Origin of the sequence: Ureaplasma diversum, from assembly GCF_000941095.1 — a bacterium.
Taxonomy (GTDB): domain Bacteria; phylum Bacillota_I; class Bacilli_A; order Mycoplasmatales; family Mycoplasmoidaceae; genus Ureaplasma; species Ureaplasma diversum.
In genome coordinates, this window is the sequence record NZ_CP009770.1 from 150,721 (window position 1) to 177,598 (window position 26,878).

Genomic DNA, 26,878 nt, shown 5'->3' on the forward strand with positions numbered 1-26,878 from the left:
GACAAATTAATTCTTGTCTATTGTTATAAGGATTGATGCCTGTATTGTACAGGAGTCAATCCTTTTAATTTTACTTGTATTCTTTCGTTATTATAGTAATGAATGTAGTTTGTTATAGCTTGGATTAATTCTTCAACCGTTTTAAATTCAGATTCATGACCATAAAACATTTCGTTTTTTAGTTTACCGAAGAAATTTTCCATAGGCGAATTATCAAGACAATTACCTTTTCGCGACATTGATTGAATAATATTTTTCTCAGCTAGCATTTGGCGGTATTGGCGCATTTGATATTGTCAGCCTTGATCTGAATGCAATATTAACCCACTTAAGTCTTCAAACTTTTGAAAAGCTTCACCAATCATCTTAACTGTCTGTTGAAAGTTAGGGCTTGTTGAAATATTAAAAGCAATAATTTCTCTATTGTGCATATCCATAATTGGTGATAAGTATACTTTGCTATTAGTGATGCGAAATTCAGTAACATCAGTTGTTCATTTTTGATTACAAGAAGTGGTTGAAAAATCTCGTTGATAATAAGTTTTATGAGCAACTTGATCTTGAATCTTGATTAATAGATGACTCTTCACTACCCCATTTAAATCGCCTTTGTATGATCGATATTTAGCTTTAGGAGTTAGAGCAAATAATCCCATTAGTTTCATTAAACGTTTCACTTTTTTATGATTAATTAAAATCCCTCTATTTGCTAATTCTAGTGTGATTCTACGGTATCCATAGCGTTTTTTGTGGTGGTAATAAATTTCAGTGATAAGGCTCATTATTTCCTTGTTTTTCAGATCCTTACTTACCTTTTTAAGGTGGTAATAATAATCACTTCTTGAAATGCCTGGACAATTTGGATTGCTATTAATTACTTCTAAAATGAATCTCAAACTACATAACAATTCTTGCCTTAGTTCTGTGATAGCTTGAGCTATTTCTTCTTTTGTTGGTTTTCTCTTTTCTGAACTAAGGCATCTAATTTTTTTAAGTATTCGTTCTCTATGGTAAGGCGTAAATTCTGCTTTCGTAAAAGTTCATTTTCTTGCTTCAATGAGATGTTCGTCTTGTTTTCTTGCTTTTTGTTCATATGGTTTACGGCCCCTCTTTTTCTCTACAACATTATACCCGTTTTCAAGAAAAGATTTAATTCATGAGTGTAATAAACCAACATTAGATAATCCTAATTCTATCGATACCCTTACATAAGTTTCACCGTTAAGCAAAACACGATCAATTGCTGCTTTTTTGAATTCTTTAGAATATTTTTTATTCCTAGAACGATAAACAATCTTAGTTCCATGCCTTTCTATTAACCGAATAATGTATCAAACAACGGTTCTGTTTAAATTGTATTTCTTTGCAATTTTATTAAATGAAAAATCTTTTTCTTTGTACAAAGAGTAGATCTCTAACTTATCTTTGTATGTTAATTTCATGAAAAATGAATCCTTTCGTTGGTTGTCCAACTTTTAGGGTTCATTTCAACATCCAACTCCAAAAGTCTTTTTTTTTTTTTTTTTTGCAAAAGAAGAAAAAGTTTTTAAAATCACTCCATATTTCAAATAAATCCAAGCTTTGATAAAAGGAATTTTAGACATAATTTACTATCAAAGGATTTATAAATATGAGTAAATTCAAAAACAAAAAAGCACTAGCTTTATCAGTTAGTGCTATTATGGCAGGGGTTAGTGTTATTGGAGTGGTTGCAGCTTGTGCACCAACAAAGGCGAAACCAAATAAACCTTCTCAGGGTACTCAAAACCCATCTCAATCTACAAACCCAGGAAGTGGTTCTACAACAAATCCAAGTGGTCAAGGTTCGGAAAATAATACAACTAATCCATCTAATCCTGATTCATCAACTCAAAAAGACCCTAAAGGAACTGATCAAACTAACCAAACTCAACCAGGAAATCCTAATAATTCTGGTGGTGAAGCCAATTCTAAACAAAATGGGGAAGGCGAACAAAATAAACCAAATGTAGGTTCTGGTGCTAACCCTGATTCTGAAAAGAAAAATGATGATGGTACAACTCAACAAGGTAATACAGAATCGCCAGGCTCAGGTGATGGAGCTGGTAAAGAAGCAGAGAAAAAAGATCAAGCAGCACCAAATGTAGAAAAACAAGGTGGCGGATCTGGCGAGCAAGCTGAACAACCAATGAAAAAAGAAGGAGAAACACCATCAGATACTGATAAGACTTCTGAAGATCAGAATAAAAATAAAATGGATGAAAATAAGGATGGCGATTCTGCCGGCGGACAAAATTCTATGTCAGAAGATATGAAAAAAGATGGATCTGATAAGAAAGCAGAAGGATCTGATAATTTAGCTGGAAGTGGCGAATCGTCAGGTTCATCTAGCCAAACTGAAAATGGTTCTGCTCAAGGTATGACATCTCCACAAACACAAACTCAACCTACAACTAAAGAAGATGAAAAAGTTGTTAAATTTAGTAGTGTTCAAACTATTGTACCTAACAATGAAAACTATGTAGTTCTTCGTGTTAAAACAACTCCAAAGAATTATGAAAAAGTTAAAGATAAGAAATTTGTCTTTGAAGTTTATGAACCAAACAATAGCTATATTCCAGCAGAAAGTACTCCAATACAGGTTAACAAAAAATGGGTAGCAACTGCTGAAATCTCAAAAACTAATGAAGAAGTTATTTTTGATATTTATAGTCTAGATACATTCCCAAATAATACATACAGAATCAAAACTCTTTGAACAAAAGATGATCAAAAAAATAATCTTCTTCCTGTAAGTGAAGTTACATTTAAAATAAACAAAACAGCAGCACCTAAAGCAGCTTAACATCATTTTATCAAACCAAAAAAACCAGTGGACGCCCGCTGGTTTTTTTGTCTCTATAAATCCAACTCTCTGAAAATAACTTCTAAGCTTGGGTCAGGAGCTACAATTTCCTGTTTCTTATTTTTCTTAGATCGATCAATGTTTAAATCTTTTTTACGCGGTTTAATCTTGATCTTTCAATTATCATTAACAATCATTGATAATTGGATACAAATTATTAAATAATAAATAAAAGTAATAATAAATACTAAACTAGCAAAAGTAATGGTTCAATAAATTAATCCATACTTATTAAAGTTTACATAATCATAACTATAACTTAAATTAAAACGAACATTACTTAAAGGAATATTATGTTCACTAACATATAATAAAGTTAAACTTTTATCTTCAGCATTAATAATATTAAAATGATTAATATAAGGTAATAATAAATCAACTTTTTGATTAGTGCTTAAAGCACTATTAGCTAATACTTGACTCTTTAAATAACTATAATAACTGTTTTCTATAATTGTTGATGCATTTAATCCAGCAAAGATAATAATGAATAAATAAACAATACAAATAGCTATCACACTATTAATAATGATGTTAGTCATACTTCCTTTTCAAAACTTAAGCATTCCTACCATTATTAAGTAATAAATTCATGAAATGATTCAAGCACCTAAAACTGCAATTGATCCAATCCCATTTGCACTAAGTACAATTTCATAAACTAATTGATAGTTTAAATAGTCAAAGACATTTGGATCAATATAGTATTGATATGCAAAACTTAAAGGAGCAAATCTTTCAGTATGATTAGCTAAAAAACCAACTTGTGATGGTGTAGTTATACTACCAATAAAGAAATAACATAAGCTAACTGCACTCATTACAAATAATAAAATTAAAGCTGTATGATAACTAATAAGTTTTTTATTCATATTTATCCCTTATGATTAATATCTTTATATTTTAACATTATTAAAAAGTTATAGATGATAATATAAATATTTATTTATCTGTTAATTAAGATCAAAACAAAAACTAGCCATTGAAGCTAGTTTTATTGTTTTTAATTAACTGTTCTTTTTATTACATCCACAAGGAACATCTTCTAGTATTTGATTAGCTAAGAATTGTTCATTTATTACAAAATTAATGCTTGAAATAGTGTGTTCAAAATTAATATTAATTGTGTAATTAAGTTTTAAATAATCTTTATTAACTCTAACAAATAAGATGTTATTGTTTTGATCATAAACATTATAAACACTTCTTGCTTGCATAATTGGTTTACTTTTATCATCTAAAACAGTTAAACGAACAACCATCTTATTTAATTTAGTTTGATTCTTATCACTTAATATAGATGGATCTAATTTAAGAGCTAAGAATTCTTGTTTAAATTGATCTTGGTGTAATTGTTCTAAAACCGTTGGTTTGATTTTATATTGATAATTAGTTGCTGCAGCAACACTAATAAAGGTTGCTGTTAGTGCAATTGTTGTTAAACTTAAAGCAATAAAGCGTTTTGATTTTCATCATTTAAACATAACTTAATACTAGTATTGTTTAGCGTACATTTCTTCCCCATAAGCAATTACTTCAGCTGGATCTTTTAATCCTGTACCTGCAGGAATTAAACTTCCTACGATTACATTTTCTTTTAATCCAAGTAATAAATCTTTTTGAGAACGAGCAGCAGCATCTGTTAATGTTTTCTTTGTGTCTTGGAATGAAGCAGCTGATAAGAATGAACCAGATTTAGCTGGAGCTTGGTCTAATCCAAATACTTGATTAATTGCAATTGGTGGTTTTTTGTTTGCAATTAACATATCATGAGAAGCTTTAGTAAACTCATTAATACTAATTGTTTCACCCACAAATAAGTTTGAATCACCAGGGTTAGTAATTGTAACTTTGTTTGTTAATTGAGAGATAATAACTTCAATATATTTATCTGAAATTTCAATACCTTGTAAACGATAAACTTTTTGAACTTCTTTAATGATGTAGTGACGAACTTTTTCAATACCAGCTCATTTCAATAATTCGTTGATATCGATTGAACCTTCTGTAATCTTTTGACCAGGTTCAACATTATCACCTTTTTTAATACGAAGTACAGAGTTTGCTCTAATTGGATAAGTTATTTCATTATCTTCGCCATAACTAATAGTTACACTAATACTGTTGTTAAGGTCTTTATCAATTGATTTAACTTTACCTTTAACTTGTGAAATTGTTGCTTTTTCATTATCTTGTGGTTGGATACAGTCAAATAATTGTTTGATCCGTTCAAAACCTTGAGTAATGTTAGTATCCCCAGCAACACCCCCTGTATGGAATGTACGCATGGTTAGCTGAGTACCAGGTTCACCAATTGATTGAGCAGCAATAACTCCAATTGCAGTTCCTGTTTCAATTAATTTGTTTGTTGATAGATCAATACCAAAACATTTTTGACATAGACCATGAGTTCGTTTACAGTGAAGTGGACTACGAACTTCAACTTCTTTAATGCCAGCATTTTGAATACTTTCTGCTTTTTCAGCAGTAATTAATTCATCAGCTTCACAATAAACTTTATTAGAACTATCAACAATTGGGTTTAATGTATAACGACCAACGATACGATCTTTTAAAGCCTCAATTGAAGTGTTGTCTTTTGTGTTACGAATTTCACGAACAACAATTCCTGTATTTGTATTACAGTCATTACCATGAATAACAACACTTTGAGTTGAATCAACAAGCTTACGAGTCATGTAACCAGATTTAGCTGTTTTCATCGCTGTATCGGTCATCCCTTTACGAGCACCGAATGATGAGTTGAAGTATTCGAAGTTTGATAACCCTTCTCTAAATGAGTGGATAATTGGAGTTTCAATTGTATCACGAATAACATTTGATTGACGTTTTTGGTCATAGTTATATGACTTACTCATTAACCCACGCATCCCTGCTAACTGTGTAAAGTTAGAAGTATTACCACGAGCTCCTGATTTAGCCATAATCACAATTGGATTATCGTTATATTCTTCTGAATTAATTAATTCTTCAATATCTTGAGTAACTTTATCTTTAGTTTCGGATCATGCACGAATTACTTTTGTATATCGTTCATCATCAGTTAATTTACCATCAAGATAGAATTCTTTATACATTGCAACTTTTTCATCAGTTTCTCTAAAGTATTCATATTTCTTTTCATATAAAGGAATATCAAAAGCAGAAATACTTGTTGCTGAAATTGTTGAGTATTTAAAACCTAATTCTTTAATATTATCCATTGTCGCTGGCACTACTTCAATTTCTGAAGTCTTATATAAGTGATCAATTACATTAGATAACATCTTTTTATTTAATGGTGCATTTAAGTTATAAGCATTTAAGAATTTAGCTAATGATTCATGATATTCAACAATATCGTTGAAGTTATTATCATATAAATTCTTAACTGTATTAATGTAAGGGAAATTATCTGGGAATGCTTGGTTGAAAATAATCTTTCCAACTGTTGTAATTAATAACCCTTCTTTAGCAAATTGTTTGTTTGCAAAAGCTCTTGTTGTAATTGCAATTAAGTCATTAATTCGAACAGATTTTAATTTATAAGCACGAATTGCTTCTTCTTGTGTTCTAAAGATGTGGAAATTAGCTATTAATTCCTCACGAGCTTTACTTGGATCTGTTTTCATTAAAGCTTCTGCTTTTTCATTAAATCGTTCTTTTGTTAAATAATAAATCCCTAAAATCATATCCTGTGTAGGAGTAATGATTGGTTTTCCATCTTTAGGTCCAAGAATGTGTCATGAAGCTAATAAAATTGAACGAGCTTCAGCAACCGCTTCTTTTGATAAAGGAATATGCACAGCCATTTGGTCCCCGTCAAAGTCCGCGTTAAACGCAGTGGTTACTAATGGGTGTAATTTAATCGCTTTTCCATCAACCATTTTTGGTTCAAAAGCTTGAATCCCTAAACGGTGAAGTGTAGGAGCACGGTTTAGAATAACTGGTCTTTGTTTAATAACTTTTTCAATTACTGGTCAAATATCTTTGTGTTGAGCAATAATCTTTTGTTCAGCCACTTTAATGTTTGAACACATTGGTTGAATTTCATTACCATTATCATCATATTTACGAATCAATTCAGCAATAATAAATGGCCTGAATAATTTTAAAATCATTAAAGCTGGAATCCCGACTTCATACATTTTAAGTTCAGGACCAACAACAATTACTGAACGACCAGAATAGTCAACACGCTTACCTAAAAGGTTTTGACGGAATAGTCCTTGTTTACCTTTTAAGTGGTTAGATAATGATTTAAGTGGACGCTTATCTTTACCAGTAACTGGTTTTTTACGTGAGTTATTATCAATTAATGAGTCAACAGCTTCTTGAAGTAGACGCTTTTCATTATCTAACATAATTTCAGGAGCATCTGTTTCCTTCATTTGTTTTAAACGTTCATTACGGATAATAATTTTACGGTAGAAGTTATTGATATCTGAAGTTGTAAATCTTCCCCCATCAAGTGAGATAATTGGACGAATTTCACTTGGTGTAACCGGAATTCTTTTTAGTACCATTCATTCTGGTTTAGAACCAGAATCTTTGATTCATCTTACACATTCTAAACGACGTAATAATCTTCTTGTTTTTTGATCATAAGCGTTCTGTGAGCTTTGGATTTCTTCTTTGATTTTACGGTGTTCTTCTTCAAGATCAAGGTTTTGAAGTAATTCGCGAATCGCTCCAGCCCCAATTCCAAATCTAACTCCAGTGTGTTTGTTAATAAAGTCCATCACATCTTTTACAGAGAAAGGAATGTTTGAATCTTTTAACATTTGATCATAAGTCACAGCTAATCTAAACTCATAGTTTTGCATTAACTCTTCACGACTTAAACCCTCAGCTAATTTGTCTTGAATATTTCTAAGTGTTCGACGTAATTTGTTTCTTGAACGAATTGAATTCTTCTGTGAAGTTAAATCAAGTACTTCTTTTTTATTAAAGATAGATTTTCCTTCATAAGTGTTATCCCCTTCATCAAGTACAATGTAGTTAACATAATAAACTACTTGATCAACTTCTTTATATGTAACATCTAATAATAAAGAAATTTTAGAAGGTGATGGAAGTTCTTTAGTAAATCAGATATGAGCAACAGGTGAAGTTAATTCAATGTGTCCCATTCGTTCTCTACGAACGATTGATTCAGTAATTTCAACCCCACACTTTTCACAAATTTTACCTTTGTGTTTAACTTTACGATACTTACCACAGTAACATTCATAATCTTTTGATGGACCAAAGATTTTTTCATCAAATAAACCATCTGGTTCTGGCTTAAATGATTTATAGTTGATTGTTTCAGGTTTAGTAATTTCCCCTTTTGATCAACTTAGAATTTGTTCAGGTGATGCAATCCCCAATTTTAGTGATTTAATACCTTTATGTTTCATAAATGTTCACCTTTACTTTCTAGAAATTCTCTTCATCTTCATCATAGTATTGACTAGTGAATGTTTGAGTAATAGTTGGTTGATCAACATCTTCTTGATCTTTTTCAAGTTGTTCTTTCATCTTGTAGTCATTAATTGTGTAGTCGTTGATATCAACTTCTTCACCATCAGTTGTTTCTACAGTGATACATAAACCTAAACCTTGAATTTGTTTTGTTAATAACTTGAATGATTCAGGCATTCCGCTTGTAATAATTTCTTTGTTTTTGATAATTGCATTATAAGCTTGGTTACGCCCTTGAACATCATCAGATTTAATCGTTAAAATTTCTAATAAGTTATAAGCAGCACCATAAGCTTCAAGTGCTCAAACTTCCATTTCCCCAAAACGTTGACCCCCATTTTGTGACTTACCACCTAATGGTTGTTGAGTAATCTTAGAGTATGGACCAACTGAACGGCTGTGGATCTTATCATCAACCATGTGGTCAAGTTTTAACATATATGATTTACCAACAGAAATTAAACCATCAAATGGTTCGCCAGTTCTTCCATCATATAAAACTTGTTTTCCTTTAAGTGTTTGAGTATCAATACCAGCTTCATCCATAATTGATACTAAATCGTTATGGTTAACCCCATCGAACACAGGTGTTGAAACCTTAATACTAATATCATCAAAACTTAAACCTAATCGGTTAAGAATAATTGAAATATCAATTAAATCAACTTGATCATTGCTTGTAATATTCTTTTCTTTAATTAAGTCTTGAACATATTTATATAATTGTTCAGCTACATTAAGATCTAAACCATAAAGGCTTACATATTCAGAAGCATCTTTATTATCAAGTACAATTTGAATTAATTGTTTCTTACCAATTTCAGAAGCTGCATATCCTAAGTGAAGTTCAAGAATTTGTCCAATGTTCATACGGCTAGGTACACCAAGTGGGTTTAACATAATATCAATTGGTGTTCCATCTTTTAAGAATGGCATATCTTGAATTGGAACAACTTTAGAAACAATACCTTTGTTTCCGTGACGTCCAGCCATCTTATCACCGACTTGGATTTTACGTTTTTGAACAATATATACTTTAATGATTTCTAATACATCATCTGGTAATTCGTTTCCGCTCTTATCAGCTGATGTAATTCTTTTAACTGCAGCAACAATCCCTTCTTGTCCATGACGAACTTTAAGTGAAGAATCTTTAACAGTTTTTGCTTTATCTCCAAAAATTGTTTGAAGTAATTTATCTTCAGGAATCGCATCAACATTACCACGTGGAGTTGTTTTACCAACTAATACATCACCTTCACGAACTTCAGCTCCTACTAAAACAATTCCATCTGCATCTAAGAATCGTTTAGCATTATCTGATACGTTTGGCATATCACGAGTAATTTCTTCGTCTCCATTTTTAGTTTTCATACATTGAACAGTATGTTCATCAATATGAATAGAAGTAAATACATCTTGGTGAACAAGACGCTCTGAAATAATGATGGCGTCTTCAAAGTTGTATCCACGTCATGTTGTATAAGCAGCTAAAATGTTTCTACCTAAAGCTAACTCACCATTGTTCATCGCAGGACCATCAGCTAATGTTTGATTAGCTTTAACTTGTTCATTTAATTTAACAATTGGTGTTTGGTTATTACATGTATCTTGGTTTGATTTACGATATTTGATTAATTTATATTGATCTTTTTTACCATCATCTGTTGTAACTTCGATTTTTTCAGAGTCAACATAACTTACAACCCCATCATTTTTAGAAACTACTGCCATTCCAGAGTCATGAGCAATTTTATATTCAGTTCCTGTACCAACAATTGGTGCGTAAGGTTTGATTAATGGTGTTGCTTGACGTTGCATGTTTGATCCCATTAAAGCACGCGCCCCATCATCGTTTTCAATGAATGGGATTGCTGATGCTGCAATCGATACAATTTGTTTTGGATCAATATCAATGTAATCAAGTTCTTGTGGACTAAAGATCCCTGTTGAACCACGATAACGTGCTACTACTTGATCATTTAAAATCTTTTTATTTTCATCAACAGTTACACTTGATTCAGAAATAATAAAGTTGTCATCTTCATGAGCTGTTAAGTAATGGTATTCATCTGTAATCACACCATCTTTAACAACAAAATATGGGGCTGTAATAAATCCATTATCATCAACTTTAGCAAGTGTAGCTAAAGACATAATTAACCCAATGTTCATACCTTCTGGTGTTTCAATTGGACAAATACGAGAGTAGTGAGAGTGGTGAACGTCCCGGATATCTAAGTTAGGGTCTTCACGACTAATCCCGCCAGGTCCCATCGCTGAAATACGACGTTTGTTTGTTAATTCAGCAAGTGGGTTTTGTTGGTCAATGAATTGAATTAATTGGTGTGAGTTGAAGAAATCTTTAATTAGCATTTGGAATTGTTTTGTATTAACAATTGACTTAACACTAATTGCTTTTCTTTTTTCTTCTTCACTTAAATCAGATTCTTCTAATTCTTTATCTAATTCAGGGTCGATGTTTTTATCATTTATATTTGTGATGTTATTGTTTGAACCATCAGAAATCGCTAATTTTTCATTAATGAATTTTTCGATTCGTGCCATACTTGTACTTACACGAGCACGTAACAATTCATGAATTAATTTAAGACGCTTGTTACCGATATGATCAATATCATCAAAGTCTCCAATATCATGAATTAAGTTATAGATATAACTAGTTGTTGCAACTAAATCAGCAACTGTTAAAGTTTCAAGCTTACATCCAGGTTTAGTACCAATAATACGAGTTGTTTCAGTTCTAATATCATTATCTTTATAAACTGAAATTGCTTCAATTTCTAAATGTTGTTCTAATTCATCATTAATTGCATTTGAATTTAATCTGATTGTATCATTTCAATCAATGTTATCAGCTTCTGAATGTTTCTTAATTAATTCTAAGTCTTCTTTAGTAATTAAAGTACCTTCAGGAAGTAAAACTTCTTTGTTTTTAAGAACAATATCTTCAGCTAATACACGTTGTAATAAACGTTCAGTTAATAATAATTTCTTTTCGAACTTATAACGTCCAGCACTACTAATATCATATGAACGTTTATTAAAGAAGTGTTGTTGTAAAGCTAATTGGAATGACACAAAACCATAGTGTTTTAATGCATCAACATTCTTGATGTTAATTCCTAATAAGTCAACAACATCTCTTGCTGCTTTTTCAGAAATAATTTCATCTAAAATTTGGTTAATTTCATTAATTAAGTCTTGGTTTTTAGCAATAAATTCATCATTATAAACATCGCCATTTTCGTGCAACAATAAATCTAATTGTTCACTCTTTTCAACATAACTAAATAATAGTTTCTTTAGTGTTGATAATAATGGTGAGTTTCCAATAATGTATTCTTCTCTAATTTTATTAATATCTTTTCGATCTGCTTTTTCATTAATTTCATGAATTTCAGATAAGATCTTAATAATGATTTCGTTTTGTTCAGTATTTAATAAAATACTTTCACGATCATAATTTTCACTTCTTAATGATTCAACAACTTCGTATTCATTAGCAAAGACTCTTAAAATTTCACCTTCACTTAAACCAAAAGCTTTTAGTAATGTTGTAATAGATAAAGTTTGAGCATTATCACCAGATGAATCACGAGCAACAACTTGAATAACTTCTTTATCCTTAGGAATGTATCCAAGCATTAAAGTACCTTTTGAAGGATAGATTTCACAAATTTTTCCTTCAAATAAACGTTTACGTGAACCGTTTAATTTAATGTTTGATTTACTTAAAACATAAATCCCAGGTGATCGAACAATTTGTGATACAACAAATTTTTCAATCCCATTAATGATGAAAGTCCCTTTTTCAGTCATTTTAGGAACTGCACCTAAATAAATACCATCTTCACCAGTTTTAGAGTTCTTTTGAGCTCGTTTAACTTCTCCTGTGAAGTTATCAACAAGTTCTAAGTCGATATAAACTGGTGTTTCATATGTCTTAGCTTCATCTCGACATAATTCTTCAGTTTTAGCAGGTTCTTTAATTCTTAACCCTTTAAAGTGAAGTGAGTATTTACCTTGTGGAGATTTAAGCGGAAAAATACCACCAACAGCTTCTTTTAAGTCACGATCAATAAAACGTTTGAATGACTCAACTTGTACTTCTAATAAGTTTGGTCCTTCAAATTCTGTTTTAATTTTAGAGTAATCTCGTCTTGTAACTTTTTTAGTAATTTGTTTTATTCGAAAGTTGTTGCTATTTTGCATCCAAAAATTACCTCATTAATGTAAAAATGTCTATTTTATAGCGACAAGGGCTTAAATAGACATAATAATTTTAATTATAACATTTTTCTTAGTTAATTTATAAATATATCACAATCGGTTCAATTTCATCAACTTTTTTAAATAAAAGCTGTGCAACTTCTTCTTTTGTTTTAATTGGATGTTCTCGATATACAACATTACATCCCCTTTGAAGTAGTGGGACAGTTGATTCTTTTGGAATTACAAAAATAATTGTTAAGCCAATATCAATTTTAGATATTTCAATTAATGTTTTAGGGTCAGGGTTAATTGTATTTATAATTAATACTTTATGTTTTGTTGTTTTAGTAGATGATAATTCTAAAATTGCTTTTTTCTGTTCTCTTCCTTGTTCTAGTAAATTAAGATCTTTTTGTAGAAAATTAAGCTCATAATTTGTCGCTTCTACTTCTAAAATAATCTTCTTCATTACTTGAACAGCATTCACTGGATTAACTCCAGCTGCAGTTTCTCCAGACAACATTAAAGAGCTTACTTTACTACGAGTAGCATAGTAAACATCACTAACTTCTGCTCTTGTTGGCATTAAACTTCTTTCTAAAGAATCTAGCATTTGTGTTGCGACAATTACATACTTTTGTTTGTCATTACAAGTGTTGATAATTAGCTCTTGGTATTTAGGAATTTTAGCATAATCAACTTCTAATCCTAGATCCCCTCTTGCTATCATTACACCATCACTTTTATCAACAATTTCTTGGATGTTATTAATAGCTTCTTGGGTTTCGATTTTAGGAATTAATAAGGTGTTTGATTTAGGACTTATTTGTTTAATTAGTTTTTTAACTTCATTTAATTGTTTAATGTTGCTTAAAAATGAAAGAGCAATATATGGGATTTTCATTTTAAGAGCAAGTTTGATATCTTCTTCGTCCTTTTTAGAAAGAAAAGGAATTGAATAAGATTTACAATCTGGTAAATTAATTCTTTTATTTGTTGTTATTGTATGACTATTTTGAGCAATAGCATAAATCACCCCAGCATTTTGGTTTGATTCTTTAACTTTTAATACTAACTTACCATCATCAATAAAGATTCGATCATCTTCTTTAGTATCAAATGCCATATTGTATTCACCACTAGCATCAGATACACTAAACTCATTGTTAGCACCAATAATAGTTCTTGTACAATAAATTTTGATCTCACTATCTTTTTGAATTAACATTGGTTTTTCAAGTTCTGAAATTCTGATTTCAGGGCCTTTAGTGTCAAATAAAATATCAACCTTAGTTGCTACTTCTTTAGCAACTTGTCTAATTAATTCGACTCAAAAAATATTTGAACTAGCAGAGTTGTGGCTTAAATTAATTCTAAAAATATTAACTCCACTATAAATTAAATTCTTAATAGTATCAGCTACTTCATCAGCTGCTTTTTTATTTTCTTCTGATTTGAATTCTTCTCAGGAATGGAATTCTTTCATAATAGCAGGACCAACGGTTGCTATAATTCGTGTTTTAGAAAAAATAGTAGTCACCCCTCTCTTTAATAGATTGATCGATTTCTTATTTTAATATTTTCTTTTTCATCGATGATTACAATGTGCATTGAATCATCACCTGGATTTTTAATATATCAATCAATTACTGCATTAGACATCTTTTTAGCTAATATTAAGTCTTGTTCACAAACAGGTGCTCCTCTTTGCAAATAACCTAATCTAGTAATTCTTAAAGGAATATTTAACTCAAGAGCTAATTGTTCTTTAGCTCATCTATAAGATTCATCACTATATAGATTTTCTTGAACCATAATAACTGGATCATATCGACCCTTTTCAGCAAGTGCTTTCTTAATTAATTTAACAAGACCGGTTCGGTTTCTTCTAAAGTTTTGGTTATCAATTACTAATAAAGGATCTAAGTTTTCAACAGAAGCATGAGTTAATCAAGGACATAAACGACCCATTGCTTCAACTAAGTTAATTGCATCATGAGTTTTAGCTGTTAAGTTAAGATCATAAATTAATCGTTGATTATTTTCTTTAGCTGATAATGCTCCAATTGTAAGTTCAGTAATTGAATAATCATTATCTATACTACAAGGGATTATTGTTACTTGTAAATCAAGCTTAGATAAAACTTCTCCCCCAATAGCACTCCCATCTCCACCTAAAATAATTAATCGTCTAATATCTCTTTTAAATAAGTTATCTCTAATTCTTTTAGTATGTTCTTCATGAATGTTTAATTTATGAAAACGAGATGAACCAATGATCGAACCAGCATCATTTTGCCTTTTTTCATATTCACTTAAATCTGTGACTTCACTAATTAAATCATCATGTAAACCAGCAAAACCTTTTTTACCTACAAAAACCGTAAAGTTTTCTTTTAGTCCTTTAGCTAGTAGATAAATTAATTTATTCATCCCTGGACTATCACCACCTGATGAGATGATACAGATGTTTTTATTATTTTTTAAATTCATAAATTAATTTCCCTTCTAGTTCTTGTTCGATTTCAAGGATACGGTTATATTTAGCTACTCGTTCTGATCGAGAAAGTGAACCTGTTTTTATTTGTTTACTACTTGTACCAATTGCTAAATCAGCAATGAAATCATCTTCTGTATCTCCTGAACGGTGTGAGATGATTGTTTTTATGTTGTTATTATGAGCTAGTTTAATGGTTTGGATTGTTTCAGAAATAGTTCCGATTTGGTTTGGTTTAATTAAGATTGCATTAGTAGCTGAAGATTCAATTCCTTTTTTTAAATATAAAGGATTTGTGCAATATAAATCATCCCCAACAGTTTGAATATTTACTTCTTGATTGAATTTTCTAAATCCATCTCAATCTTCTTCATCAAATCCATCTTCAATTGAGATTATTGGATATTGATCAATTAATGATTTTAAGTAAGAAGTTCATTCAGCTTTATTAAATTCTTTAAGCGGACTTTGTTTTTTAAAAACATATTTATCATTATTAAATAGTTCAGAAGCTGCAACATCTAAAGCAATTCCTACACCATTTGTTTTAGATGGAGTGAAATTAGCTCTTTTTATTGCTTCTATTAATAAATCTAAAGCTTGTTGGTGATCTTTTAGATCTGGAGCAAAACCACCTTCATCACCTTTATTTGTTGATAGCTTCTTTTCTTTTAAAATTTGTTCTAAACTATAGAAAACTTTTGCACTTATAATAATTGCTTCACTAAAGTTTTTAGCTTGTGTTGGCACAATCATAAACTCTTGAAAATCTAATAAATTATTAGCATGAGCTCCACCATTAATTAAATTCATTAAAGGTATTGGAGCATAATAAACAGGTTCATGATCATTCATTAATTCTTCTTTAATGAATTGATATAAAGGTTTACTAAAAGCAAGTGCACACGCTTTAACTAAAGCAATTGATACTCCTAATAAAGCATTAGCACCTAGTTTTTCTTTATTTAATGTTGGATCTAGATCTTTTAGTTTTTGATCTAGTTCATAAAAGTTAGAAAGTTCTGAATTTAAGAAACAAGGACGGATAATTTCATTTATATTAGCTATAGCTTTAAAAACTGATTTCCCATTAAAAAGATTTAAATCATTATCTCTTAATTCTAAAGCTTCTTTACTACCTGTAGAAGCTCCTGATGGTACTTTAGCTAATACTGATTGGTTGTTGTTTAGTGTAATCTTAACAGCTACTGTCGGGTTTCCTCTTGAATCTAGAATTTGAAAACCAACTAAATCTTTTATATACATACCTCTTTTTCCTTGCTGTATAAATTAATTCTTCTTATACAAATTCCTATAGTATATATTATATAAATAATATAAATTTATTCCAATTTTAACTATTTTATAGTGATATTTAACCAGAATTTAATCCATAATTATTTTAAAATATTCTTAAAGAAATTGTAAGGAGAATTTATGCGGACAGGTAAATATATCACTAAGTATGATTACATTGCTTACTATACAAAACAAAAAGCAATGTGGTTTTTTTCAAATGCTGAAGTTAAAGCTAAAATGGAACAAATGTTAAATGGAAAATTTAATGAAGATGATAATGATGATATAGATGAAGAGAATGAAATAGATAATTATAGTTTTTATAAAGAATTAAAAGCTTATAAAGAGTTTTCAGAAACTGTTGAAGAACTAAAAGAAATTGATAAAAATAATCCAAAAATTGCTGAAGGTATTATTTTAGATCAAAAAAGTCAATTAGCTGTTAGAGAAAAATTCAGCTCAATTGAATTAGTTGTTAATTTTGAGGACAATAAATACAAAAATTGAACTAATGAACAGCTTGCTGATGAAACTAAAAAATATTGTTTAGAACATGATCAATTTATTTTATTTCAGCCAACATTTATTACAAGTTATATAACTTTAGATAATAAAGAAGTAGGGTTAATTACTAAACCAGATGCTTTTGTTAAATATAATAATGAATATTATGTTATTGAAACAAAAGGTACTAGTACAATTAAAAAACATCATTTCTTAGACTTGTTTTATCAATTTAAAGTAATTCAACAACAAGAATTCTTAGATACTAAAAATACTGTTGTTCAATACAACATTTGTATAGTAGATTTTGTTAGATTAAACAAATATGATGTTAGTTTTGCTATCTCTCCTTATATAAACCCACAAAAAAGCGGTCCTTCTTTTACTATATCTAAAAAGAATGAAAATAAACCCAGATCTGTTATTGAAAAAGAAAAAAGAAATGCTAAGCAAGGAATAAAGTTAATTGAAGGAGAAAATTGATCAATAACAATTGATGAAATGGTTTATGGTAGTTTTGAAACTATTGATTCATTGTTAGAAGAAAAAGAACTATCTAAACAATTTTCTTTTAAAACAATTCAAAACTTTAAAGAAGAAGCTATACAAGTACAAAACGATTTCTTAAAAGCTTTATATGAACTTCAAACCCATAAAGATCAATTATTAAGTAAAGATAAAACATTAAGAATTCCTGGTGATTTTATTTTTGGTCCGTCTGATAAAAATAGTTTTAAAGACACAGATATGTGATTAGAATTAAGACAAGTATATAGTCATATTAATCAATTAGTTCCTCAATATAGTGGTAAGGTATTTAAAACTTCTAACTTTATTAGAGATATTAAAAAAGATGATAATCCATTTAAAGAAGAAAATAAAGGATATTGATTTTATAATGAATATATTGATTTCTATAAAAATAAAGAAATTCTTATTGGACCAAAAGCTAGAGAGCTATTAAATACTTTAAAACCTAAACGCGTTTATTTTGACTTTGAATCAATCAACTCAGCTATTAGATCTATTGATAATTCTCTTCCTTTTACTCAAGTAGTAACACAAAACTCTGTTATAGTTGATGATAATTCAAAACCTTTATCTGAACTTAAATCTAATAATATGATTATTGATCCTAAGCTTGTAGATATTCAATGATTTAAAGATGTTATTGATAGTATTTATCAAGAAGATGATAGTTCTTATGTAGTTTATAACAAATCATTTGAAGCAACTAGATTAAAAGAAATGGCTGGATTTATTAATGAAGTCCAATATACTAATAAAGTTTCAAAAATAGTTAAAGATATGTTTGATATAGCAGATTTTTTCACTGTTAAAAAACACCCCAACTATCTTATTGTTATTCCTGATTTAAAAGGGTTTTATTCTATTAAAAAGGTTTTGCCATTAATAGCAAGAGATTATCCTACTTTTTTCACATTAGCAGGTTGTAAGGATTATAAAAAATTAACAGTAGGTAACGGGGCTGTTTGTATGAATGAAACTACAAAACGGTTTTTCAATAATTTCAGTGATCATGAATGAGAAGTATTTAAAGAAGCAGCAAAAGAATATTGTGAAAACGATGTTCGAGCAATGATTGCTGTAGAATTATATGTAAGAAAGTTGATAGAAGATTATGAATAAAAACGCTAGACAAAAAATTAAAATAATAAATACTGAAACGATGGAATTTGAAGTTTTAGAAACTTTGAATAAAGGTGAAAAAATTCGTTTCACAAACGAAGAAACAGATATTTTTACTGCTTTAAGTAATGAAATTGAAAAATCAAAACAAGAAATATTAGAAAAACTTAAAGAAGACCAAAAAATTATTATTATCAATGAATTTAAAGCTAATGATAAAGAATATAAAACTTTACAAGCATCTAGGGTTGAATTAGAAACCTTTTTAAAAAATAAAGCAGAAGAAGCTAAAAACAACAAGCTGCTTGGAGTAAAAGAATATAAAGAAAGTAAAGAGTTTCTTGAAATGGAAAAGAATATAGAAACTCTTAAATCAAAACTCAATAAAACCGAATCTGATTTATCTGTAATGCAAGAAAGAGAAAAGATTTCAAAAGAAGCAATTATCTCAGCATTTAAAGAAAGCATTGAATACAAAAAACTACAAAATGAAATTCACAACAAAGAAACAGAAATTACTAAGCTAACAGAACAAAATAAACTTGCAGCAACAACCGCTGTTAATAACTATCGATTATCTGAAGAATTTAAAAAAGAATATACCGATGTTATTAATAATAAAGATTTAGAAATAAATAATTTAAGAAACGAGCTTGGAAAGAAAGATAGAGAAAAAGCGGATGCTGTCCATCAAAAAGAAAAAGAACTAGAAGCATTCAAATCACGAAACCGTTGAACTTCAACTAAAGCTATGGGGCAAGAGTTTGAAGATTGATTTAAAAATCAATTTGAAAGACAATTTTCTTTTAATGAAAGAATTGTTTTAAAACCTGTTACTAAATCTAAAAAAGATAGTAGTGATGAAAAAGCAACAAAAGGTGACTTCTTATTAGAAATTTTTGAAAACGATAATCGAAAACCAGATGAATTATTATTAAATGTTCTTTTTGAACTTAAAACTCAGGATGATCATTCAGAAAACAAAAAGAAAAACAAAGACCATATTGATAAGCTTGATAAAGATCGTAAAAAAGAAAAAGCACAATTTGCTATTCTTGTTTCAGAACTAGAACCCGAAGATGATTTTATTTTTAAAAAAGTAAAAGAACATGATGATATGTACATCATTAGACCAGCATATGTTGTTCCTTTTATAGATGTTTTAATGTATCTAGCTAAAAAAGAATTACAAGTAAGACAAATAGGTTTACAATCATTTAAAGAAAAAGAACAAATAGAAGATGAAATAAAAGATTTTAAAAGTAAAGCAGATGATTTACTTGCAAAAACTAGTAATGACTTCATTAATATTTCTAAATATTGTGACAGTATAGATGAAACTACAAAAAAAATTAAGAGCATAGTAACTGCTAATATTAACTTGCGTTTTGAAAAAATTAAAACTGCTCTTGATAAGATTAGTCTTCTTAATTACAAAAAATAACTTTTCTAAACTTTTTAAAGATAATAAAAAAGCACCCGTAAAGGTGCTTGCTCGATTGCAAGATCAACTGCAACATTATTAAAGTAAAATTTAATGATGGCAGTTGATCTTTTTTCTACTAAATAAAAAATAAAGATTAGTTAGTTAGTTAGTTAGTTAGTTAGTTAGTTAGTTATATTATTATTATTATTATTATTATTATTATTATTTCTATTTTTAGTAAATAATTAAGGTTTATTTGCTTAATTTATAGAAGACAGAAAATTTCAAATGTAATTTTGTTAATGCTATATTTTTAAGTGGGTCAAATTTAATTCGGTTTGACCCTTTAAAAGGAATAAATTATGAAAGGTAATAATGACAAACAAAATAATAATTATGAAACTAACTATTATGAACTAATTGTTAATGATCAAACTTATCTAGAAGCTAAAGCTGGTAATAAGTATGCTTTCTATCTTGTTTATGAAACTAACTTGCACTACTTTAAGCGTTTCTTTTTAAAAGAAGTAAGAGATCGATTTCATAGTTCAGAAATCAGTTTTGATGAAATTAAATATGATTTATTTAAAAATACATTTAATATTTTAAAAACGATTAATGGAACTAATTTACAGATCCAATATCGGGCATTAATGAAAAATAAGATTAAACACCTTTTAGTTGAAGAATTAAGAAGGTTTAAAACTAAAAAGGAACAAATCTTATATAATAGTATTCCACTTGAAGTAGCTGAAGAAAAAGGGTTGATTATAAATGATAATCAAACCCCCGATCTAGTTTTTATTAGAGATAAAAATGATCAATTGGTTATTAAAATCATTGAGCTAATTAAAAACAAGTTACCAGAGTGATGTTATAACATTGCTTATTTGTTGCACAAGAACAAAGAAGTCAAAGAAATTTCACAAATTATTAAGATTCCAACACAAAGGGTATATTATGGAATCAGAAAGATTAAAAGATTAATTGCTGATAGTGAACAAGAACTAGAAACTTTTGAAATTTTTTAATCAACCATACATTCTTATCAAAATAAACAGATTAATAACAAAACAAAAACAAAACAAGAAATAACCGTAAAACAACCATTTAGTAATCAACTAAGTGGTTGTTTGTTTTTAATAGATAGGGGATTTGATGGGTTTAAGGGAGTTAAACGATAATTTAGTTTACTAGTCTTTTATAGTTGCTTGTCCATTCATAAGTAATGGGAGAAGAAAATCACGAAGTTTCGCTAGTTCCCTATTTTCGTTTGCTATATACATTAATTTTTGAAAAATATGGATTGTAGCTTGTCCAAATTGCTTTACAACTTCTTCCGAGTAAGCAAAATTGAAGTCATCTATATGGGCATTATTTATAACTTTTTGTATAGAACCAGTTGAAATTATAGTCATTTTTTTATTAAGTGTACATAGTGTCAAATAAATAAAAGGAAGTTCAATATGTGAATTTGCAGTATATGCCATTGCAGCTCTACCTAAAGAAATAGTGTGATCTACCACACATATATCTCCGATTTTCCCTGCTATTGAAATAAGAATATCATTTTTATGAGAAAGACGCTTGCTGTTATCTGTTTTAGCTTGACAATCAACAACAAAGCCACCCTTCATATCTCCAGCACCAGAACAGTAATCAAGAAGATTCTGTCCTTGTGTCGTTTTGTCTAAAATGTTTTTTCCATCAGGGCATTGTCCCCAAGTGATAGATGAAATCTCTTTGATGTTCTTATTCATCCAGTTTGCTGGAATATGACGTTTTAATATCTTATTTCATACCATCTGACCACCAACTGATTTATATGGTTTACCACCTTCATTTGGAAAATCAAATTGTAAAAAATAGTAGTCATACAAAAATTTCATTTGTTCGTATAAATTATCGTTTACTTAAGTATTTTATGTAATTCCATAATAATAAAATCAAAAGAAGCAAATAAGAATCATTTAATATTATTTTTATTTATAGGAGTAATAATGAAAGATAAATTTATAAATAATGTTATGCAAAAAATGCAAACATCCTTAAATAATAAACAAATGCAACAATTAGAAACAATCTTGAATTTTGAGCTATCAAATCTATTAAATGAACACCAAGAACTAGATAAAAATGATGATGAAATTGTTGGATTGTTTATTGATGCTAAAAAATTAGAGGGGTGTTCACATAACACTATGAAATACTATATTTCAACAATTGATTTGCTATTAAAACACCTTAACAAACCTATTAATGAAATTGACACAAAAGACTTAAGGAATTATTTATCAACATACCAAGAACAAAGAAATTCGACAAAAACAACGATCGACAACATAAGAAGAATATTATCAAGTTTCTTCTCTTGATTAGAAGATGAAAATTACATCATTAAAAGTCCAGTACGAAGAATTAAAAAAGTAAAAACCCCAATTACAATTAAAGAAACTTATTCTGATGAAGAATTAGAAATAATGCGTGATAATGTAGATAACAGTAGAGATTTAGCTATGATTGACATGTTAGCATCTACTGGAATGAGAGTGGGAGAATTGGTAAAATTAAATATTGAAGATATTGATTTTAATGAAAGAGAATGTATAGTTTTAGGAAAAGGAAATAAACAAAGAATAGTCTATTTTGATGCTAGAACTAAAATACATTTAAAGAACTATTTAAACTCACGAAATGATCAAAATAAAGCACTTTTTGTAACATTAAAAGCTCCATATAATAGAATTAGTATAAGTGGTGTAGAGTCAAAACTAAGAAAAATTGGAGAAAAACTTAATATTAAAAAAGTCCATCCTCATAAGTTCAGAAGAACACTTGCAACAATTGCAATAGACAAAGGGATGCCGATCGAACAAGTTCAAAGATTGCTAGGACATGAAAAGGTAGACACTACACTAAAATATGCAATGGTAAAACAAAACAATGTTAAATTAGCTCATCAAAAATATATAGGATAAAAAGGGAATTATATGAGTGAATGAAAAAAAGTAAATATTGGTAATCTCGGAAGAATAGTTACTGGAAAAACCCCTAAAACAGAAATTGATTCTTATTATGGTGGCGATATGCCATTCTTAACACCATCTGATGATTGAACATTTAAGTATGTTAACAACACAAAGAAATATATAACTGAAGAAGGTAAAAACAGTGTAAAAGGATCTCTTTTACCACCTAATGCAGTTTGTGTTAGTTGTATTGGTATAATAGGAAAAGTTTTGATAACAACACAAGAAACTGTTACAAATCAACAAATAAATTCAATCATTGTTGATGAAGAAAGATACGATGTTGATTTTATATATTATGCTATGGTTCAATATTCAAAAATATTAGAATCTTGCAATCAAAGTTCAACAGTAGTACCAATTATAAATAAGAGTACATTTTCAGAATTTGAGATTTTATGCCCAGCACTAAGTGAGCAAAAGAAAATTAGCAAGATTTTATCTATTATTGATCAGAAAATAAACCTAAATAATCAAATAAACGATAATTTAGTTTACTAGTCTTTTATAGTTGCTTGTCCATTCATAAGTAATGGGAGAAGAAAATCACGGAGTTTTATTAATTCTTGGTTTTTAAGAGCATTATTTGAAATATTTTCATATAGCGGTATAACTAATTGATAGTATTCCTGCAGAATCCTATGTTTAGGAATTAATATCAGAGCTTCTTCTATTACAGCTTTGTTTATATGTTTTTGACAGTTTCCGCTTGAAATAGTTGTAAAGTTTGAAATTAATCGAGATAAATATTGATGTATAAATGCACATTTGATTTGATTATTTTCCAAAATACCAACTATGGATTGGTTTGCACAAGAATTAATAGCTAAATAGCTAATTCTAATATTGCCAGTAATTGAAATTACAGTTGTCCCTTTTGTCATTAATTTAGTTGATGAGTTGACCTGCCCTTCTGAGGTAATCTTTTTAGCAGATGCTACAACAGGAAACTGAGAGATCTCGCCAGAATTAAGTCAATTAATATGTCCATTTCAGTATTGAGAATTTGTAGTACTAGGAGTGCCGCCTAACACAATATCACACAATTCTGACAAATGTTTAACTCCCCATTCTTTTGGAATATTTTTCTTTAGTGCAATGTTTCAAACCATTTCCCCACCAGATGATTTATATGGTTTACCATTTTCATCAGGGAAATCAAATTGGGTAAATCAATAATCATAAAGAAGCTTAATGTACTTCTCTAAATTATCGTTTATCGCATTGTTTAGCTCAATCTTATCGTCTATCATTTCCAAATATCGAGCAATTTTCTTTTGTTCTTCTACATCCTCTGGAATATCAACTTCCAAGTTGTTAATATCATTCTTGTTTACAGAACCAAATACTGTACCACTCTCCATTTTAATCAAGTGTGAAACATAATATTTCATTATATAAAACAAAAAACTCTGATTTCCGTTCTTCATTCTTAATGAACAAACGCCGCGCCCTAAGCACATATCCACCGGAGTAATATTAAGAGCTCCAACAGGTGCTCTAACGCTCATTATCACATCTCCAGCTTTTGCAAATTTTGTCATTACTCTTGTATAAGTATCAAAAGTAGGATATTTAGATCCAAATGTTCTATTTCCTTGCAAAAAAGGATAGCCATTCTTTTCTGTATTATAGTATTCAGATTTAGGTGATTGACCCATTGTTACATCTACAATTTCTTCAAGCTTACACTTCATACCCAATTGTCCCCAGTTTCTTCCTGATCTCCTCTTCCAGTTCATGAGATTTCTCAAACATATTCGAATGCTCTAAAGTCAATATTGCCATCTTTTCCTCAAAAGGCTCTCCGTCATCTTCTTGTTCATCAATACCTACATATCGTCCTTGAGTTAAGATATAGTCTTGTTTTGCTACATCTTCTATTGTAGCTATGGCAGAAAATCCTATTTTCTCTTCCAATATTCCATTTTGGAAATCCTCAAAGGTTTTTGCTAATAAGTCAATATCTCCAAGGCTTCCATCTTCCTGTATCAATTCTGTAAAATATCTATGTTTTCTATTAACCATATATCCCATTTTTCTGGCATCAATTATTCAATCCCAAACTTGTTATCATTCTCTCTCCTCTATTAATAAATATAGATTTATTATCAATCAAATCTTTAGGAGTTATCCAAGCGATGTTTCCGTTATAGTATTCTACTTTATTAGTATTAGGTGTTCCACCCCCAACAATCGTTCCTAGGTCTGAGATTTTACGCTTATTTTTTTTCATATTTAACCTTTTTAAGCTCTTTTAATATCTCCTGTTGAAGTCGTTCACTTTCTTTAAAATATTCTTCTAACTGAGTTTTATATTCATTCATCTTGGCTTCAAATTCTTCAGCAGTAATGTCAACATAATCAATCTTAATATCAAAATATTGACCAGCAGAAAGTGAATAGTTTTTCTCTTTTATTTCATCATAGCTAACAGCAATTGAAAAATCATCAATTGATTCTTTATTTTTAAAAGTGTTGATAATTAAATCAATATCTTCATTTAAAAGCCTTCTCTTTTTGTTTTTTCCATCGTTATAATCTTCACCTAGTTTTGAAGCATCTATTAAGATGACTTTATCATGATCTCTTGCATTATCAAAAAATAAAACAGAAACATTAGTACCTGTATTTGCAAAAACATTAGATGGCATACTTACACATCCATAGATTATTTTATCTTCAACAATCTTTTTAAGAATTTTTGATTCTATCCCAGATTTAGAAGTAATAAACCCAGTTGGAATAACAATAGCTCCCTTTCCAACTTTAGGCTTTAAAGAGTTAATAACGTGTTGAATAAATAAAGTGTAAATAGCCATACTTTCTTTCTTCTTAGCAGGTATATTTGGTACTCCTGCTCAAAATCTAGTAGGCATTGCTGCTATCTTCTCTCTTGTTTCTGAAAAATCCATTTTAAATGGTGGGTTTGAAACAACAAAATCAAACGTTCTTAAATCATTTCCATTATCATTTTTGTGATATGGAGCAATTAAAGTATCTCCTTGAATTATATTATCTAATGAAGATATCAATCCATTTAAAATAAGATTTAACTTAAGCATTTTGTTACTTCGTTGTGAAATGTCTTGAGCAAAAATTGAACATTTGTTTTCACCAATTTGGTGTGAAAGGGCCATAATTAATGTCCCAGTTCCAGCTGATGGGTCATAAATTTCAATACTATGATAATCAGCATTTTCATCAACCAATAATCTAGCCATAATTTTAGCTATTGATTGAGGGGTATAATATTCAGCATATTTACCACCACTATTTGTATTATAATCCTTAATTAAATACTCGAAAATTTCAGCAAAAAAATCATAATGTTCATTAAACACTTCTTCAAATGAAAAATTAACTAATTTATCAATCAATGCTCTTGCAAAATTAGAGCGTTCATTCTCATCTGTGACATAATTCGTTAATTTTTCAAAAATTGGAATTCTTGTATTTTGGACTGTTTGAGTTGCAAAAATATCTTGGTTTTTAGAAGCAATATCAACCATTGTCTGATCAAAAATCTTTGCAAAATCAGCTTTATTTTGTTGATTTCATAAATTTGAAATAAGATGTTCTGGGTTGAGATGAGGAACATTTGGACCTAGTTCATCTAATAAATCCGATCGTTGATCTAAATCCATTTGGATGTATGTTTCTTCTCATTTTTCTGCATTTCGTAATTCATTTGAAATTTGTTTTATTTCATACCCAAATTTATCATTTAAAAATTTATATAAGAAAACTTGAGTAATTATTTTATATTCATTACCATCATTACCAAGACCATAAACTTGACAAGTAGATTTTAATTCGTCAATTAACTTAGTTGTTTTTTCTTTAACACCAAGATTCATTATTGTTCTCCTGTATATTTGTTATTT

At 29.2% G+C, this 26,878-nt stretch carries 19 protein-coding genes; 6 read left to right on the plus strand and 13 right to left on the minus strand.

The features are described 5' to 3' along the window. Window positions 1-23: 23 nt before the first annotated feature. Window positions 24-1,442 carry an IS3 family transposase gene (locus tag JM47_RS00640; RefSeq protein ID WP_318023472.1) on the minus strand — a complete coding sequence of 473 codons (1,419 nt, stop codon included), beginning with the start codon at window positions 1,440-1,442 and terminating at the stop codon, window positions 24-26. Window positions 1,443-1,630: 188 nt separating this feature from the next. Between JM47_RS00640 and JM47_RS00645 the strand changes: the two genes are divergently transcribed. Then, the gene (locus JM47_RS00645) at window positions 1,631-2,824 is read left to right on the plus strand and encodes a hypothetical protein (RefSeq protein ID WP_208895093.1); all 1,194 of its coding nucleotides are present in this window, start codon (window positions 1,631-1,633) and stop codon (window positions 2,822-2,824) included. A gap of 53 nt (window positions 2,825-2,877) precedes the next feature. Here JM47_RS00645 and JM47_RS00650 read toward each other — a convergent pair whose 3' ends face one another. The 7 genes from JM47_RS00650 to eno all read right to left on the minus strand — a co-directional run bounded on the left by JM47_RS00650 (window position 2,878) and on the right by eno (window position 16,349). After that, window positions 2,878-3,756: a hypothetical protein gene (locus tag JM47_RS00650; RefSeq protein ID WP_208895094.1), complete on the minus strand. Its 879-nt coding sequence runs from the start codon at window positions 3,754-3,756 to the stop codon at window positions 2,878-2,880. 135 nt (window positions 3,757-3,891) lie between these two features. Continuing rightward, complete coding sequence (locus JM47_RS00655; RefSeq protein WP_208895095.1) at window positions 3,892-4,368, minus strand: hypothetical protein; 477 nt, start codon at window positions 4,366-4,368, stop codon at window positions 3,892-3,894. Window positions 4,369-4,377: 9 nt separating this feature from the next. Beyond that, window positions 4,378-8,286: a DNA-directed RNA polymerase subunit beta' gene (gene rpoC / locus JM47_RS00660; protein ID WP_208895096.1), complete on the minus strand. Its 3,909-nt coding sequence runs from the start codon at window positions 8,284-8,286 to the stop codon at window positions 4,378-4,380. A gap of 19 nt (window positions 8,287-8,305) precedes the next feature. Further along, window positions 8,306-12,586, minus strand: coding sequence for a DNA-directed RNA polymerase subunit beta (rpoB, locus tag JM47_RS00665; protein ID WP_208895097.1), 4,281 nt, complete (start codon window positions 12,584-12,586; stop codon window positions 8,306-8,308). 97 nt (window positions 12,587-12,683) lie between these two features. Then, window positions 12,684-14,126 (minus strand): pyruvate kinase, encoded by a 1,443-nt coding sequence (gene pyk / locus JM47_RS00670; RefSeq protein WP_208895098.1) that lies wholly within the window; start codon window positions 14,124-14,126, stop codon window positions 12,684-12,686. An 8-nt stretch (window positions 14,127-14,134) separates the two neighbouring features. Continuing rightward, entirely contained in the window at window positions 14,135-15,079 is a 945-nt protein-coding gene (locus JM47_RS00675; RefSeq protein ID WP_208895099.1) for a 6-phosphofructokinase, read from the minus strand. Next, on the minus strand, window positions 15,063-16,349 hold the full coding sequence (gene eno, locus JM47_RS00680) for a phosphopyruvate hydratase (RefSeq protein WP_208895100.1): 1,287 nt from the start codon (window positions 16,347-16,349) through the stop codon (window positions 15,063-15,065). Before eno ends, JM47_RS00675 begins: the two co-directional genes overlap by 17 nt. Window positions 16,350-16,520: 171 nt before the next feature. Here eno and JM47_RS00685 point away from each other — a divergent pair, with 171 nt between their 5' ends. The 3 genes from JM47_RS00685 to JM47_RS00695 all read left to right on the plus strand — a co-directional run bounded on the left by JM47_RS00685 (window position 16,521) and on the right by JM47_RS00695 (window position 20,993). Continuing rightward, complete coding sequence (locus JM47_RS00685; RefSeq protein ID WP_208895101.1) at window positions 16,521-18,536, plus strand: DUF2779 domain-containing protein; 2,016 nt, start codon at window positions 16,521-16,523, stop codon at window positions 18,534-18,536. Continuing rightward, window positions 18,529-19,980 (plus strand): DUF2130 domain-containing protein, encoded by a 1,452-nt coding sequence (locus JM47_RS00690; RefSeq protein WP_208895102.1) that lies wholly within the window; start codon window positions 18,529-18,531, stop codon window positions 19,978-19,980. The genes JM47_RS00685 and JM47_RS00690 overlap by 8 nt, the downstream gene beginning before the upstream one ends. Before the next feature lie 344 nt (window positions 19,981-20,324). Continuing rightward, a complete protein-coding gene (locus tag JM47_RS00695) occupies window positions 20,325-20,993 on the plus strand; it encodes a hypothetical protein (RefSeq protein ID WP_038103756.1) in 669 nt (222 codons plus the stop codon). Between the two features lie 162 nt (window positions 20,994-21,155). On the opposite strand, the gene JM47_RS00700 is transcribed toward JM47_RS00695, so the two are convergent. Beyond that, window positions 21,156-21,851 carry a restriction endonuclease subunit S gene (locus JM47_RS00700; RefSeq protein WP_208895103.1) on the minus strand — a complete coding sequence of 232 codons (696 nt, stop codon included), beginning with the start codon at window positions 21,849-21,851 and terminating at the stop codon, window positions 21,156-21,158. Between the two features lie 111 nt (window positions 21,852-21,962). Here JM47_RS00700 and xerA point away from each other — a divergent pair, with 111 nt between their 5' ends. Both xerA and JM47_RS00710 read left to right on the plus strand, forming a co-directional pair. Beyond that, window positions 21,963-22,940, plus strand: coding sequence for a site-specific tyrosine recombinase/integron integrase (gene xerA / locus JM47_RS00705; RefSeq protein WP_208895104.1), 978 nt, complete (start codon window positions 21,963-21,965; stop codon window positions 22,938-22,940). A gap of 12 nt (window positions 22,941-22,952) precedes the next feature. After that, entirely contained in the window at window positions 22,953-23,492 is a 540-nt protein-coding gene (locus JM47_RS00710; RefSeq protein WP_208895105.1) for a restriction endonuclease subunit S, read from the plus strand. Here JM47_RS00710 and JM47_RS00715 read toward each other — a convergent pair. The 4 genes from JM47_RS00715 to JM47_RS00730 are packed head-to-tail and all read right to left on the minus strand — an operon-like array spanning window position 23,489 to window position 26,851. After that, window positions 23,489-24,688: a restriction endonuclease subunit S gene (locus JM47_RS00715; protein ID WP_208895106.1), complete on the minus strand. Its 1,200-nt coding sequence runs from the start codon at window positions 24,686-24,688 to the stop codon at window positions 23,489-23,491. The genes JM47_RS00710 and JM47_RS00715 overlap by 4 nt on opposite strands. Then, window positions 24,678-25,019 (minus strand): N-6 DNA methylase, encoded by a 342-nt coding sequence (locus JM47_RS00720; protein WP_222702329.1) that lies wholly within the window; start codon window positions 25,017-25,019, stop codon window positions 24,678-24,680. The genes JM47_RS00715 and JM47_RS00720 overlap by 11 nt, the downstream gene beginning before the upstream one ends. Further along, window positions 25,012-25,227: a restriction endonuclease subunit S domain-containing protein gene (locus JM47_RS00725; protein WP_208895107.1), complete on the minus strand. Its 216-nt coding sequence runs from the start codon at window positions 25,225-25,227 to the stop codon at window positions 25,012-25,014. The genes JM47_RS00720 and JM47_RS00725 overlap by 8 nt, the downstream gene beginning before the upstream one ends. Further along, window positions 25,214-26,851, minus strand: coding sequence for an HsdM family class I SAM-dependent methyltransferase (locus JM47_RS00730; protein WP_208895108.1), 1,638 nt, complete (start codon window positions 26,849-26,851; stop codon window positions 25,214-25,216). The genes JM47_RS00725 and JM47_RS00730 overlap by 14 nt, the downstream gene beginning before the upstream one ends. Window positions 26,852-26,878 lie beyond the last annotated feature (27 nt).